This is a genomic window from Corynebacterium kroppenstedtii, assembly GCF_016894245.1.
Taxonomy (GTDB): domain Bacteria; phylum Actinomycetota; class Actinomycetes; order Mycobacteriales; family Mycobacteriaceae; genus Corynebacterium.
This window is the reverse complement of record NZ_CP069792.1, coordinates 495,340-509,454: the sequence shown is the minus strand read 5'-3', so window position 1 is coordinate 509,454 and position 14,115 is coordinate 495,340. Positions and strand designations below refer to the sequence as shown.

The window sequence follows — 14,115 nt, the reverse complement described above, 5'->3', positions numbered from 1 at the left end:
CGATCATAGGAAAGTGAGTGCAGACACTTTATGTCGCAATCAATGACGCGAATGAAAACTGCCCCGACGCCGGCAGCCGAGCCGAAATCGTTGTTCATCAATGGCGAATGGGGTTCTGCAACAGACGGTGAGACGCGGACGATCACCTGCCCTGCTAACAATCAGGCAGTGGGCGTGGTCTCTGAGGCATCGGCGGAGGACACCGACCGCGCTATCGCCGCCGCTCGTGAGGCATTCGACTCGGGCGTGTGGTCAGGATGGTCGGGCTTTGATCGCGGCCAGCTTCTCCTCGCCGTCGCGGACGGTATTGAGGAGCGCAAGGACGAATTCGCGCTTGCGGAGTCCTTGGACACGGGCAAGCGTCTGATGGAATCGAATGCCGATATGGATGACATCATCGGGTGCTTCCGTTACTTCGGCAAGCTCGCCGGCAACGACGCCGGACGCGTCGTTGACGCTGGTGACACGTCGATAAGCTCACGTATTGTGCGTGAACCGGTTGGGGTGTGCGGGCTGATTACCCCATGGAATTACCCGCTCCTTCAGGTTGCGTGGAAAGTTGCGCCCTGCGTGGCGGCGGCGAACACCTTCGTTCTGAAGCCCGCTGAGCTGACTCCTCATACGTCAATGCTGCTTCTCGATGTGATGGATAAGGCCGGGTTGCCGAAGGGGGCAGGGAACCTGATCACTGGCGCTGGTAAATCGGCTGGTGCACCATTATCAAGTGACCCGCGTGTCGATATGGTGTCGTTCACGGGTGGGTTAGAGACCGGCCGCCATCTGGCCTCTGAAGCTTCTCTCACAGTGAAGAAGATAGCTCTTGAACTGGGCGGTAAAAACCCGAACGTCGTGTTCGCGGATGCCGACTACGACGCTGCACTGGATAACGCGATGAATGCTGCGTTCGTCCACTCCGGTCAGGTGTGCTCGGCGGGGGCTCGGCTTGTTGTCGAAGAGTCTATTGCGGAGCGTTTCGTGACAGACCTTGTTGCTCGTGCAGAAAAGGTTCGCTTGGGAGGCCCGTTTGACCAGAAAGCGGAGACGGGTGCGTTAATCTCGGAGGCGCATCGCGAGAAGGTATCGAATTATGTGGCACATGCTCGCGAGCAAGGCGCCCGCGTGCGGTGTGGCGGTGCTTTTGGTACCGGCCCAACGGCCGATGGCAGTGCGTCATTGGATGACGGTTGGTTCTATTTGCCGACGGTGATTGATCACTGCACTCAAGAGATGGATTGTGTTCACGATGAGGCCTTCGGTCCGACGGTGACGGTGGAGACATTCTCGACGGAAGAGGAAGCCATCCGCATTGCGAATGACACCAACTATGGACTGGCCGGAGCTGTGTGGACCTCCGATGCGGGCCGTGCAGAGCGCGTTGCGCGCGGTTTACGGCACGGGACGATCTGGATTAATGATTTCCACCCCTACTTGCCGCAGGCAGAGTGGGGTGGCTTCGGCCAGTCCGGTATGGGCCGCGAGCTCGGCCCTACTGGCCTGGAGGAATACACCGAGCCGAAGCACATTTACCTCAACACGACGCCAGCCGTGACCGGGTGGTTTAGCCCCGAGGAGTAGTCCTGTCGACGGAGAACAGTGGCCGCATGGTCGTGACTGATGCGTTCTCCGTCGGTTCGGATGCCATGGTTATCTCCATCCGCCGGCTATCCATCACCACAACAGGAACCGTGGTGGGTCGGCCGGCTGCTGCGACGGCGGGTACGTCGTATGTCACGATCGGCTGACCTTGAACAACGCGGTCGCCTTTCTTGGCGTGCACCGTGAATCCTTGGCCGTTTAATTCGACGGTATCGATACCTAAGTGCACGAGGACGCCGATGCGGTCGTCGGTCATGATGGCGAAGGCATGCGGGAACAGCTGCATGATGCGGCCGCTGACGGGGGCGACGGCTTCGAGTACGCCATCTTCCGGGCATATAGCGAGGCCACGGCCCACTGTTTCCGATGCGAACGTTTCATCTTCTACCTGCGAGAGTGGAATAACTGTTCCGGGGAGTGGCGCGCGAACCTCCAGTTGTCCGTGAGATTCCGTCGGATGTGAGCTCGTGGAGCGTGAGTCTGCTGAGGCCGAGCCTGTGGAGCCTCCCGTGGTCGCGCTGTCGGATGCCGCGTTGTCTATCGCGTTGTAAGTAGCGTGTTCGGGTGTCGCTGAATCCGGCGTCGGCTCTGAGTGTTTTGCCGGGGTAGCAACAGCCAGAGCTGCGTTAATTTCGTCTTTAAGTACATCGGACTCTGTCCCGAAGACGGCTTGGACACTAGTTCCGATCTCCATGACCCCAGATGCGCCTAACGCTTGGAGCTTGTTCTTGTCGACGGCCGCGGGGTTGTTCACTTCCATGCGGAGCCGAGTAATGCATGCATCCACGTTTGCGAGGTTCTGCCGGCCACCGAAAGCGTCAATAAGCTCTTCCGCCCGTGACGATGGGGAAGCGGATGTTGCCGGTTCACCGGTGATGGGAGAGGAGATCGCAGACGGATCCGTGTTCGACGTCCTAGCGCCATTTCCTGATCCTGACTCACTCGGGCTGCTAGCTGCGCCGACCGTAGCGTCCGCTCGGCCTGGCGTGTGAAGGTTCCAATGCACGATGGTGAAACGGAATATGACGTAGTACAGGACAGCGAACGCGACCCCTTGACCAATAAGAAGAGGAATGTTGTGTGCAGCAGGGGCCGTGCCGTAGAGAATCAAATCGAGTAGTCCGGCAGAGAACGAGAATCCCAGGTGGATGTTCAGCAGCTCCGCAATAGCCAGAGATAACCCTGTGAGTACCGCATGGACGACGTAGAGGGGGAACGCCAAGAACATAAACGCGAATTCGAGCGGTTCGGTGACGCCGGTGAAGAAAGCCGTCAGCCCGGCGGCCGAGAGGATGCCGATCGCCGTCGCTTTTTGTCCTTTCTTTGCTGTGTGAATCATGGCCAGCGCTGCTGCGGGGAGGCCGAACATCAGAATGGGATAAAAACCGGAGGTGAGCAGCCCCGCGGAGTGGTCACCTGCGGCGAAGCGAGAGAGCTCGCCGGAAACAGTTCCGTCAGGTCCGGTGTAATCACCGTAGATAAACCACACGTAGGTGTTCAGAATGTGGTGGAGCCCCAGCGGAATGAGCATTCGGTTAGCAAATCCGTAGACAAATGCCCCTAATGCACCCGTTCCGCCGATGAAGCGCCCAATCGCTGTTAGACCTTCGTTAAAAATGGGGTAAATGTACGACAGAACAAATCCGGTGATCAGCGTCGTTACTGAGACGACGATGGGTACAAATCGACGTCCGCCGAAAAACCCAAGGTAGGATGGCAGTTTAATGTCGTGATACTTGTCGTAGAGCCACGCGGTGAGCAGGCCGACGACGATACCACCGAACACGCTGTAATCGATGAGGGCTTGGTCGCCTGCGGAATCTGTGACTCCGGCGAGGACAAGCGGTGACATCTGTTTGAACACTGCCCCCATCACGAGGTAGCCGGCGACGGCCGCTAGGGCTGTTGACCCATCGGCTTTCTTAGCGAATCCAATAGCTACGCCGACGGCAAAGAGCAGGGGGAGTTGGGAGAAAAGCGCTTGGCCGGCGGCGCTCATCGCCTCGAAAAAAGGCCCGATGACGGGAGTTTTGATCCTTCCGAGGAGGTCGTCTTGACCTAATCGGAGGAGTATTCCCGCTGCGGGCAGGAGCGCAATGGGGAGCATGAGGCTTTTGCCCAACCGCTGGAGCTGGGAAAAGTCGGGTTTGTGAAACTTATTTCTCGACGCCGCCGACGACGGGTCGCCGGCCGTGATCGGGAGTGAATCTGGCCGCTGGGTGGCCTCAGGATTTTTACGCGAGGACGAGCGCGCGGTACTTGTCATACAACCTATGGTGGTTGCACCCAACGCGCGAATCAAGTGAGGTCTTCATCACTCGGAATGGAGTGTATTGACCTGGTCCTCACTGAGGCGAAAGCCTGTAGAGGTTTATTTCCTCTATCCTTTTAGGAAAGCGATCTAACAAGGATCCAAAGTCCAGATGTGGTCCGCGCTCGACCATCGCTCGGTCATCGTGGGGTCAGCGTGGGATTACGCCCGTAGGATGGAAATTCAGCCTTCATGGGTCACATGCGAAGGAAGAGGGCATGTGAGGGAAGAGGAATGGTATGGGTTGGGTTAAACAAGCATTGTCATACCGAATCACCCGGATTATTTTGTGTGTGGTTATAGGGCTAGTACTCGGCCTTCTGATTTATCTGGGTTTCAGGCTTTATCTGGATAATATGCTAGGAGGCCTATAGTGAAGAAAGTCGCTTGGGGTATTCTCTATGTTTTTATTGTTCTTGTTGTGGCTGCCGTAACCGCTTATTATTTCTGTACGCGTATTGATGTGTTGAGTAGAACATTTAAAAATAATCCGGATTCATATTCAGTGGTGAAGGACCTTAAGTATGGCGACGAGGTCCAGAACGACTTTGATCTATACCTTCCCAAAAGTAAGAAAAACCAGAGTGGAAAAGCCAAGGCTAAAAACGGCTCGCAGTTTCCTCTCGTGGTGTGGATCCATGGGGGAGGGTTTGTCAGCGGCGATAAAAAAGACGCTGCCTCGGCAAAAGACGCGGCAACCCGAGGATATGTGTCCGCTTCTGTTAATTACACGACCAACACGGATGATCATCCCTCAAACCTGGACAAAATGTACACGGAAATCAAGAACAGTGTGAACGCTGCCGTAGCACAAGCCACGCAGCACGGATACCCGGTCAATCAAATGGCTATTACAGGGGAATCCGCTGGGGGCACTCTCGCAATGATGTACGCCTTTCGCGATGGGAAGACCAGTCCCGTTCCCCTGAAGTTTGTTTTTCAGGAAGTCGGTCCCGCGAGCTTCCAGCCGGAAGATTGGGCTGACGCAGATGGCGATATAAAAGGTTACGGGAAAGATAAAAAGAAGTTCTTAACTGAACTGACGGGCGTGCATCTCAGTGACCACGACATGACGGATGGGTCTTATCGCAACCTAGCCGAACGCGTTTCTCCTTACCATTACGTTTCTTCTACTTCCGTCCCCATATTGATGGCATATGGAAAGAAGGACAAAATTGTGCCCTTTAAGGTGCATGACCGATTATTAAGCGCTCTTAATAATAATCACGTCCACTACGACTATCTTGTCTTCCCTCGTTCGGGACACGGTTTGTATTCGGATCCCGGCCAAGCACGAAAATATGTTGACAAACTGGATGACTATTACGACACATACTTCGATTAGCTGGATCCTTAGTCAGTGGGCACGTGAAAAAGATTAAACTTCCTCGAGATATAGCGCCGTATAAACACCGTGTAAACAGCGTCGATCAAGAAGAATGTGCGCTGGTGTGATGGACCGTTTTACCCGCGCAGTATGGGCTCTTCCTCCTCATTCTCTACCACGTCTGACGCTAAATAGCTCTGCGCGAAGCCAACCAGTACTCTAGGCATGGTGTTTGCGTCGAGGGTGGTTCTGGAGGCCAGCGTCGTAGGCCCAGTGCTGGAGTAGTGGTGCCGGAGCGCTGGCCCAATACCATTGGGGAACCTCGTCGTGCTGTTGAGCTGCGGTAGGCTCAGGATGTTGACGGAAGTGAAATGAAAGGGTTAGCGAGTATGAGCCAGGCCGGGAGTCAGGCTAAAAGTCGAGCTGTGGAGCGTCTTCAGCGCGTTATTCTGCCTCGCAGGGGGGAGCCGCACGATGTTCGATCGCTATACATGATCGAATCGAAGGCGAATAAGTCGCGTGCTGTGCTCCACAGCCGCACAGAGGCGACATTCCCGGCAGGCGCCGAGGTCAGCTTCGAGACCTATTTCAATGGTTTCCCCGCGTCGTATTGGCGGCGCTGGACTCAGCTGAAGTCCGTCGTCTTGAAACTCGAACTCCAAGGCGATGCGCGCGCCGATGTCTACCGGTCAAAAATTGACGGGTCACGCATTGCTGTTGAAGGCAAAATGACCGACGTGCTTGCTGAGGATATCCACGCGACAACAGCCGAGGAGAGCACACAGGACACCATCGAGGGTGAGCCTTCATCTGCGGAGACGACTGTATCGACACTGGAATTTGAGGTCTCTCTGGATCGCTTCGAAGATGGCGGCTGGATTTGGTTTGACTTGACCTGTGAAACGGATGTCACGTTGTTGGCCGCGGGGTGGTACGCGCCAGAACAACCCGGCCCCCAGACAATGCCCGACGGGTCGATGATCGGCCCTCAAGACAAATCCGTGACAGTGGGTATCCCGACATTCAACCGCCCCGCCGATGCTGTTGCAGCTTTAGAAGCTATTGCTTCCGACCCGGAAGTCGACGCCGTCATCGACGCGGTTTTGATGCCAGACCAGGGAACGAAGCACCCTGCGGATGAGCCGGGCTTTGATGAAGTTGTTCAGCACTTCGGTGATCGATTCCATGAGTTCCGCCAGGGAAACCTGGGCGGATCGGGTGGCTACTCCCGCATCATGTATGAGGCTCTGGGCGGTGCTGGTTCTGAGGAGGAACGCAAACAGCGAGCCACTCAAGCTCCCTTCATTCTTTATATGGATGATGACATCGCCATCGAGCCCGACTCCATTCTTCGCGCACTCCAGGTTGCTCGTTATGCGCGCCAGCCCATGTTGGTTGGCGGGCAGATGCTGAACCTTCAAGAACGTAGCCACTTACACAGCATGGGCGAGGTCATTGATCGGCATTCGTTCATGTGGACCTCGGCACCCCACGTTCACTACGACCACGACTTTTATCAATATCCCTTGCGTGATCGTAAAGATCATGGGCGGAACGCCAATGGCGACGTCATTACGTCGCGTGATCTGCACCGCCGTATCGACGTCGACTATAACGGCTGGTGGATGTGCATGATCCCTCGCGTCGTTGCAGAGGCCATTGGGCAGCCATTGCCACTGTTTATTAAGTGGGATGATGGCGAATATGGTCTCCGCGCCGGGCATGCAGGGTTCCCCACAGCATCGTGGCCGGGTATCGCGATCTGGCATATGGCCTGGTCTGATAAGGATGATGCCATTGACTGGCAGGCGTATTTCCACCTGCGTAACCGGTTAATCGTTGCCGCTATTGAGCAGGATGGGTCCATTTTGGGCATGCTGCAGTCGATGGCCAAGGCGACAACGAAGCATCTCATGTGCCTTGAATACTCAACGGTCGCTATTCAGAATGAAGCCATCAAGGACTTCTTGCGTGGCCCCGATCAGCTCTTTGACATTCTTGACACTGCACTCCCGCGTATCAACGAGTTGCGGAAAGAATACCCGGATGCCGTCGTGTTGCCGTCAGCCTCAGCGGTTCCACCCGCGAAGGGCGGGCCGAAGAATCTTACAAAGATTCCTCTTAACCCCTTTGCGAAGGTGTCTGCGTTGTCGAAGGCCGTGAAAAAGCAGTTTTCGCCCAGCGATGGTGACCCCGAGGTCCCCGACGTTAACCTTCCGCCGATTGAGGCTCGCTGGTTCTCCATGTCGCGTGTCGACGGAGCTACGGTGACTACTGCCGATGGCCGCGGAGTTGTTTTCCGTAAACGTAACCGCGCCAAGGCTGTGAAGCTGGCCCGTGAGTCGATGCGTCTGCAAAAGGAAATTTACGATCGCTTCCCTGAAATGCGCCAGATGTATCGCAAGGCACACCCAAGGCTGACCAGCCGCGAGGGATGGAGCACGGTCTTTGAACGCTAAACACAAAGGGGATCCCTTCGACGAAACCCGGGTGCTCGAATTCATTCAGGGCGCCATCGCGGATAAACCGGGCGTTATGCCTCTGGCCAGGGGGCTAAGCCACGCGGGTGAGCATGCCGCAGCCTGGCTGACTTTGGGTGTCGTCGGAATGATCGTGGATGAAAAACGTCGTACCCAGTGGGGAGTATTGACCGGAGCAGCGTTGGGGAGCCATGCAGCATCTGTGATTCTCAAGCGCATTGTTCGTCGTCCCCGGCCCCATGGACCGCGTGTGCGGATCGGGGTGAAGACTCCTTCGAAATTGAGTTTTCCCTCGTCACATGCGACATCGACGACAGCCGCGATGATTGAGCTCTCACGGATTCTTAGTTCTCCCGTGCCTTTGACAGTGATTCCGCTTATGATGCTGTCGCGGATGACCGTTGGCGTGCATTATCCAACAGATGTTGCGGCCGGGGCCCTCTTAGGAGGAGTATCGGCGGAAGCTATTCATCGGGCCGTTACGCACCAGTAGCCTAGTGTGCTCGATAGCGTTGAGAGGGTAGTGCGATTGATGGCGACTGCGAATGTCACCAAAGAGGAGTTATAAAGTCACGATGGCGGGCAATGAACACGATCCGTATCCCAGTAATGAATCCGATGGTGCGCTAATTGGGTCCGAGCCTCATACCCGAGGTCTCTACCCCGAGGCTCCTAAAAACGCGGGCGATAAAGCCTCAGCGACAATGCGGGCGCCCAAAACGCTGCCAGAGGCGATGTTTAAGGCAATTCGCCCCAAGCAGTGGGTGAAGAATGTATTGGTGGTGGCTGCTCCTGCGGCGGCTGGTTCGGATATGTTCACCGGTCGGGTTGCCCTGGACGTCTTCATCGCGTTTGTCGCCTTTTGCTGTGCGGCGTCGTCAATTTATTTGATCAACGATGCTCGGGATGTTGAGGCTGACCGCGCTCACCCGACGAAGCGATACCGCCCTATTGCCGCGGGAGTCCTCCCGGTTGGCGTGGCGTATGGGATGGCTGTTGTTCTCGTTCTCGCTGCCTTAGTTGTCTCTTTCTTCTCGACGTCCGCCTGGGCCTTGGCAACAGTTATTGGCGTCTACATCGTCCTGCAATTGGGATACTGTTTCGGATGGAAACACCAGCCGGTGATTGATATTGCGCTGGTGTCCTCGGGTTTCCTTTTGCGAGCAATGGGTGGTGGCGTCGCTGCCGGGATCGAGCTTTCACAGTGGTTCCTCCTGGTCGCAGCATTTGGTTCTTTGTTCATGGCAGCGGGCAAGCGGTACTCAGAAATTCTGCTGGCAGCCAAGTCAGGCGCAAAAATTCGTAAATCGTTAGAGGGTTATACCCCGACCTATCTGCGGTTCGTATGGACCTTGTCGGCGACGGCGGTGGTGTTGACCTACGCCTTGTGGGGCTTCGAGATGGGGCAGAAAGATAGTTCTGCGGCCGCCCTGTGGTACGAAATTTCGATGGTGCCGTTTACGGTCGCTATTTTGCGGTATGCAGCCGACGTTGATCGCGGTGATGGTGGTGCGCCCGATGAATTAGCCCTTCGTGACCATGTCCTTCAGTTGCTTGGGCTCCTATGGGCCATTGCTATTTTCATCGCGGTCTATGTAGCGCCGTCCTTCTAGACTGTGGCTGCTGGTCCTAGACTGTGGCTTCTAGTCGGGTTCGAAAACTAGGCGCGAGATCCGCAGTGGCGGAATACTGTGCTCTCCTTGCTCTCCTTCAGTAAGCATGAGGACTCGTAGCGGTGGGGATGAAGAGCAGTGGTGAACTGTCGTACCTGGTGAAAATCACGAAGTAACGTGGACAGGGTATTATTCGATTACTATTGTGTGTCATCGTTCCACCGAGTGTGATCGGTGATTGCTCATATCCGGTTCGCTGGCCGATCGTGAGGATCTGCCTCGGGGTGGATGGACGGCTATTGAAGAGCCGGCCGCATTCGTACCGTGAATGAGTGAGATAGGGAACTTCCCAGGCTCTTGAGGAAAGAGGAAAATTTTATGATGAGCTTCTCGCAACGTGTGGGAGCTATGCGTAGGCCCTGGCTTACGGTGGCCGTGCTGGTGAGTGCTATTGCGCTCATGCTGGGTGTGTCCACTGCCCTGAGCTCAAATAAAGCTCATGCGGAGGGGAGCCGAGATACCCTACGGCCGGGCTGTACATGGGATGCTGCCGCCTATTGGGTGCAGAAGTGCACAGTCCATTCAAATGCCATGAACAAGGATATTCCGGTCCAAATTCAGGCAGCCAATGGTAATGGCAATGCAGGCCTCTACATTTTGGGCGGATTCGCCGGCCCAACAAATAGTAGTGGTTGGATCGACTGGGCTCACGCTCAAAACATTTTTGTCGACGACAACATCACGAAGGTCTTTCCCCTGGGCGGTAAAGCTTCCTTCTACACGGATTGGGAGAAGCCCTCTACATCAGCTGACGGCACCCAAACCTATAAGTGGGACACCTTCTTAAGCTCTGAGCTCCCTGCGTATCTCCAGGCCAACTTCGGCGTTTCGCCGACCAATAACGCGGTTGCCGGAATGTCAATGGGTGGCACGGGCGCAATGAACTTGGCTGCTCATCACCCGAATCAGTTCCGTCAGGTTTCATCCTTCTCGGGCTACTTAGCTACATCGAACCCGATCATGCGCCTGGGCATTGCCGGTGCGATGCTCGGAAATGGCGGGTACCGCATCGACCAGATGTGGACCGGTGACCGCATCCGTCAGAACGATCCGACGAAGAATGCGGCCGCCTACCGCAACACCGACGTGTACATTTCCGCGGCGACCGGCTGGTGGAACCCGCAAGACGACTTCTTCGCTAACCCTGTCTACTCCGTATCCGTGATGGGTATGGAAGCTGTGTCGCGTGTGACCACCACTCAGTTTGAAGGTGCACTCCGCGCACAGGGCATCAACCCGACCATTGATTACCCATTGGCTGGTGTTCACAACTGGACCAACTGGCGCGAGGAACTGATCAAGGTTCGTCCCCGTATCTTGCAGGCAACCCAGAGTGCCGCTGGTCAGGGCGTTCCTGAAGGAGATAAGCCGCTGACAGGCGACCCTGGTTCACGGTCTGCTACCGTTCCGGGGGTTCGTGGCGACGATGTTTCTCCTGCCGCTCAGAATGACGCAGCTGCCACCGGTGACGACGTCCAGCGCGCTGTTGATAACAGCCACCAGGACCAGTAGGTTGCCCGGCAACGCCACCTATATGGAGACGTTGCCTATGAGTTGACTCGGTGGTCCTCATAACCACTGAGCCATCGCCGTAGGGGGACCTGGGAAGATTAACGTAAATATTCCTTCATAAGACGCAGGCACCAGTGAGGTGTCTGCGTCTTAAGTGCTTTCACCCGCGTTATCGCGGATGCACGATCGGAGGGCTGCCGTAGCCTGGGCGCTACCGCCGCAAATCAGGGCACTACCGTCGTCACGCGAAGTGTCGGTAAAAATCACATAAACAACACCGTTATCCGCGCGTCGCATAGGTAACATGCGTATAACACGGTAATAATGATGTCGGAAGAAAATGTCTACCGGCACAGAACTAAGGAAATACAGGTATGCGCGCCTCTTCGAAGCTCTCCCATCGTCGGACGTGGCCCACCACGATCGCTGCAACAGGTTTTGTTGTGATGTTAGGTGCAGCGGCTATTCACACTGGGGCGAGAGCCGAGGATGCCCCCGCAGAGAGCCAGAGCCCCAGTGCCTCTGAAAGTTCTGCGTCACAGAGTACGGAGAATGGCGATGGAGCCGCTCCAGCAGAGCATGCCGATGTTCCTGATTCGGTTCAAAGAGAAGCCGCCAAGAATGCGTTCCCCTTGACTCTTCCTTCTGAGCCCCTCCCGATCCGTACGGAGCAGCAACAGCTCGACAACCTTCCCGATGGGGTGTCCATTGACCACGTCGATTGGTTGACTGATCGACGTGTGGCGCTGTATATCAACTCCAAGGCGATGCCCGGTAATCCCGTTAAAGTTGAGATCCTCCTCGCCCGAGATTGGTACTCGCAGCCGGACAAAACATTCCCCACAGTTCTGGGGCTTGACGGTATCGTCCCTAACCAAATTGAGAACGGGTGGACGGCCGCCACCAACATTGTTCAGCAATTCGCGGACCGCAATGTCAACGTTGTATTGCCAGTGGGGGGGCTCGCTTCCTTTTATACCGATTGGCTGAATGCAGATAGTGGCCAGTTCTACAAGTGGGAATCATTCCTCACTCAGGAACTTCCCCCGATTCTTAAGGAAGGTTGGAGGGCTAATAATAAGACCGCCGTCTTCGGTATGTCTGCTGGTGCGACGGGTGCTATGAACCTTGCTGAACGTCACCCAGACATGTTTAACTTCGTCGGCTCATACTCAGGTTACCTGGACACGAGTTCCCCTGGGATGAGTGAGGGCATCGGTATTGTCATGAAGACAGTGTCACCCTTCAACGCCGAAAACATGTGGGGACCGTATGGTTCAGAAGGTTGGAAAGAGCACGACCCGAAGCTTAACGTGAGTAAGTTGAAGAACACCGGTGTCTATGTGTCAGCAGGATCTGGAGCAGCAGGATCCTATGATGACGAAAGCCAGGTTTTACCAGGGCTTCCGAAGAAAGGATTAACGTTCGGGCAAGAAGCACTAGCTCGGATGACCTCGGAAACATTCGTCAGCCACGCCAAGCGTGCAGGTATCAATGTCACGACTGCGTTTCGGAATTCTGGAACCCACACCTGGCCCTATTGGCAATTCGAGCTCGGTAAGTCGTGGCCGTATATGGCAGATGCTCTCGGATTGTCACAGAACGATCGTGGTGCCAACTGTGTCCCCATGGGCGAAATTGCTAATGCCGCGTTGAAAGATCAAGACAAGCTTGGTGGATGCACCTCCGACGAGTACGACGGCGCCAATGGAGGGAAAATCCAGGACTTCCGGAATGGGCGTACGTTCTGGAGCCCGTCGACAGGAGCGCATAACCTTTGGGGCCGTATCGGTGCTCATTATGCCGAGGTGGGAGGACCCAAGTCATTCTTGGGATATCCGACGAGTGAAGAGATTACCTCTCCGGACGGCAAAGGCCGTTTCGTGACGTTCGAGCACGGATCCATCTATTGGAATGCTGAGACCGGGCCGCACGCGTTGAAGCCGGAAATGTTCGACGCGTGGGGAACAACAGGCTATGAAACCGGAAAACTGGGTTACCCGACGGCCGATGAGAAATCAGTGGCCGGAGGTGCGCTCCAAGAGTTCCAAAACGGCTTCGTGACGCGGACCAAAGACGGAGTAGCGCATTATGTGCAGGGTGAGATTGCCAAGAAGTTCAAAGACTTTGGCGGAGTAGACAAACTTGGCTTCGCAAAGACAGACGAAGTACCAGTTGACGGCGGAGCGTTCACCGAATTCGACAAGGGCTATATTTACTGGTCCCCAGATACCGGCGCTCATGTCATCATGAAGGGCGGGATTTTCGACACGTGGGACAAAAATGGTGCCCAAGGTGGGAAGTACGGATTCCCGACCTCAGATATGGCAAATATCCCGGCTGGAGGTCTGACCATTGATTTCCAGCACGGCACTATTAAAGAAACGAACGGTAAGGTTCAGGAACCGTAACTTCGCGGCAAATGATGATCGTGAATGCTAAGGCCATCCGTCACTAGGATGGCGCGATGACAGCGACGAGAAACGGCGACGAGATAACAGCGTCGATGGGAACGATGGGAAGGACACACGCATGACTTCACGCGGTGGATTCACAATGAGCTCGAATGCAGCTGATGACGCTGATGGTTACGAGGCGGACCAGCCATTGGTTTCCCCGCGTCGTTGGAATCGTCGGGCCTGGAACCGTCCTTCGTCATTTAGGCGGGGTACTGCGCTAGTTTTAGCATCTGTGCTGGGGGCGGGCGTCCTTGCAGCATGTGGTGATGGCTCCACAGCCACCCAAGATGATTCTGATTCCGCCACCACCACTAAAGCCCGGTCATCCAGTGCATCGAGTAGTTCGGCACGGTCATCTGCGAGTTCGTCGTCGGCAAGTTCTTCAAAATCGGCGGATTCCAACGATGGCATAGGAGATAACCCTGATGCCAAGGATGATGAAACTCCGGTTGAAGTTTCACACGTTCCAGCACCGAATCGTGGCCAGCGCACGGACCAAGAAAAAAAGTTCCTGGCGACGATGCAAAAAGACAAGATCAACGTTGATGGCGCCGCAGCCGACCAAGTGATCGCATCCGCTATGGAATATTGCCAGGCGAAGGCCGAGGGGCAGGACAGTTTCTCGGTCAGAGCGATGGCAGGACAGCTGATTGAGCAGAAGCTTACGAACCAACCCTTGGACCAGGTGGAACGCTCCATCACCGAGTCTGCCGACAGCGACTTGTGTAGTGGCTAGATGCCAGCCATGTAACCTGTT

General features: G+C 55.6%; 10 protein-coding genes. 8 read left to right on the top strand and 2 right to left on the bottom strand.

Features of this window, described 5'->3' with window-relative positions:
* Positions 1 to 42 precede the first annotated feature (42 nt).
* Positions 43 to 1,575 (top strand): aldehyde dehydrogenase family protein, encoded by a 1,533-nt coding sequence (locus tag I6J23_RS02350; RefSeq protein ID WP_239454954.1) that lies wholly within the window; start codon positions 43 to 45, stop codon positions 1,573 to 1,575.
* Here the strand turns inward: I6J23_RS02350 and I6J23_RS02345 are convergent.
* On the bottom strand, positions 1,559 to 3,862 hold the full coding sequence (locus tag I6J23_RS02345) for a glucose PTS transporter subunit IIA (RefSeq protein WP_204582375.1): 2,304 nt from the start codon (positions 3,860 to 3,862) through the stop codon (positions 1,559 to 1,561). The two genes, I6J23_RS02350 and I6J23_RS02345, sit on opposite strands and share 17 nt — an antisense overlap.
* A 418-nt stretch (positions 3,863 to 4,280) precedes the next feature.
* On the opposite strand from I6J23_RS02345, the gene I6J23_RS02340 reads away from it, so the two are divergent.
* The 5 genes from I6J23_RS02340 (at position 4,281) to I6J23_RS02320 (ending at position 10,899) form a co-directional block, all read left to right on the top strand.
* Positions 4,281 to 5,252: an alpha/beta hydrolase family protein gene (locus I6J23_RS02340; RefSeq protein WP_204582374.1), complete on the top strand. Its 972-nt coding sequence runs from the start codon at positions 4,281 to 4,283 to the stop codon at positions 5,250 to 5,252.
* A gap of 371 nt (positions 5,253 to 5,623) precedes the next feature.
* Positions 5,624 to 7,693, top strand: coding sequence for a glycosyltransferase (locus I6J23_RS02335; RefSeq protein WP_204582373.1), 2,070 nt, complete (start codon positions 5,624 to 5,626; stop codon positions 7,691 to 7,693).
* A 76-nt stretch (positions 7,694 to 7,769) separates the two neighbouring features.
* On the top strand, positions 7,770 to 8,207 hold the full coding sequence (locus I6J23_RS02330) for a phosphatase PAP2 family protein (RefSeq protein ID WP_239455021.1): 438 nt from the start codon (positions 7,770 to 7,772) through the stop codon (positions 8,205 to 8,207).
* 82 nt (positions 8,208 to 8,289) lie between these two features.
* A complete protein-coding gene (locus I6J23_RS02325) occupies positions 8,290 to 9,327 on the top strand; it encodes a decaprenyl-phosphate phosphoribosyltransferase (RefSeq protein WP_204582372.1) in 1,038 nt (345 codons plus the stop codon).
* 378 nt (positions 9,328 to 9,705) lie between these two features.
* On the top strand, positions 9,706 to 10,899 hold the full coding sequence (locus I6J23_RS02320; protein WP_239454953.1) for an alpha/beta hydrolase: 1,194 nt from the start codon (positions 9,706 to 9,708) through the stop codon (positions 10,897 to 10,899).
* Between the two features lie 150 nt (positions 10,900 to 11,049).
* Here the strand turns inward: I6J23_RS02320 and I6J23_RS02315 are convergent, their stop codons facing one another.
* Positions 11,050 to 11,196 carry a hypothetical protein gene (locus tag I6J23_RS02315; RefSeq protein WP_204582371.1) on the bottom strand — a complete coding sequence of 49 codons (147 nt, stop codon included), beginning with the start codon at positions 11,194 to 11,196 and terminating at the stop codon, positions 11,050 to 11,052.
* 77 nt (positions 11,197 to 11,273) lie between these two features.
* Here I6J23_RS02315 and I6J23_RS02310 point away from each other — a divergent pair, with 77 nt between their 5' ends.
* Both I6J23_RS02310 and I6J23_RS02305 read left to right on the top strand, forming a co-directional pair.
* Positions 11,274 to 13,310 (top strand): alpha/beta hydrolase-fold protein, encoded by a 2,037-nt coding sequence (locus I6J23_RS02310; RefSeq protein ID WP_204582370.1) that lies wholly within the window; start codon positions 11,274 to 11,276, stop codon positions 13,308 to 13,310.
* A 121-nt stretch (positions 13,311 to 13,431) separates the two neighbouring features.
* On the top strand, positions 13,432 to 14,094 hold the full coding sequence (locus I6J23_RS02305) for a hypothetical protein (RefSeq protein WP_204582369.1): 663 nt from the start codon (positions 13,432 to 13,434) through the stop codon (positions 14,092 to 14,094).
* The last annotated feature ends 21 nt before the right edge of the window (positions 14,095 to 14,115 follow it).

Excerpts from the sequence above, each read along its gene's own strand:
- I6J23_RS02350 (WP_239454954.1), top strand. The coding sequence starts at position 43 with ATGACGCGAATGAAAACTGCCCCGACGCCGGCAGCCGAGCCGAAATCG.
- I6J23_RS02345 (WP_204582375.1), bottom strand. The coding sequence starts at position 3,862 with ATGACAAGTACCGCGCGCTCGTCCTCGCGTAAAAATCCTGAGGCCACC.
- I6J23_RS02335 (WP_204582373.1), top strand. The coding sequence starts at position 5,624 with ATGAGCCAGGCCGGGAGTCAGGCTAAAAGTCGAGCTGTGGAGCGTCTT.
- I6J23_RS02330 (WP_239455021.1), top strand. The coding sequence starts at position 7,770 with ATGCCTCTGGCCAGGGGGCTAAGCCACGCGGGTGAGCATGCCGCAGCC.
- I6J23_RS02325 (WP_204582372.1), top strand. The coding sequence starts at position 8,290 with ATGGCGGGCAATGAACACGATCCGTATCCCAGTAATGAATCCGATGGT.
- I6J23_RS02320 (WP_239454953.1), top strand. The coding sequence starts at position 9,706 with ATGATGAGCTTCTCGCAACGTGTGGGAGCTATGCGTAGGCCCTGGCTT.
- I6J23_RS02315 (WP_204582371.1), bottom strand. The coding sequence starts at position 11,196 with ATGCGACGCGCGGATAACGGTGTTGTTTATGTGATTTTTACCGACACT.
- I6J23_RS02310 (WP_204582370.1), top strand. The coding sequence starts at position 11,274 with ATGCGCGCCTCTTCGAAGCTCTCCCATCGTCGGACGTGGCCCACCACG.
- I6J23_RS02305 (WP_204582369.1), top strand. The coding sequence starts at position 13,432 with ATGACTTCACGCGGTGGATTCACAATGAGCTCGAATGCAGCTGATGAC.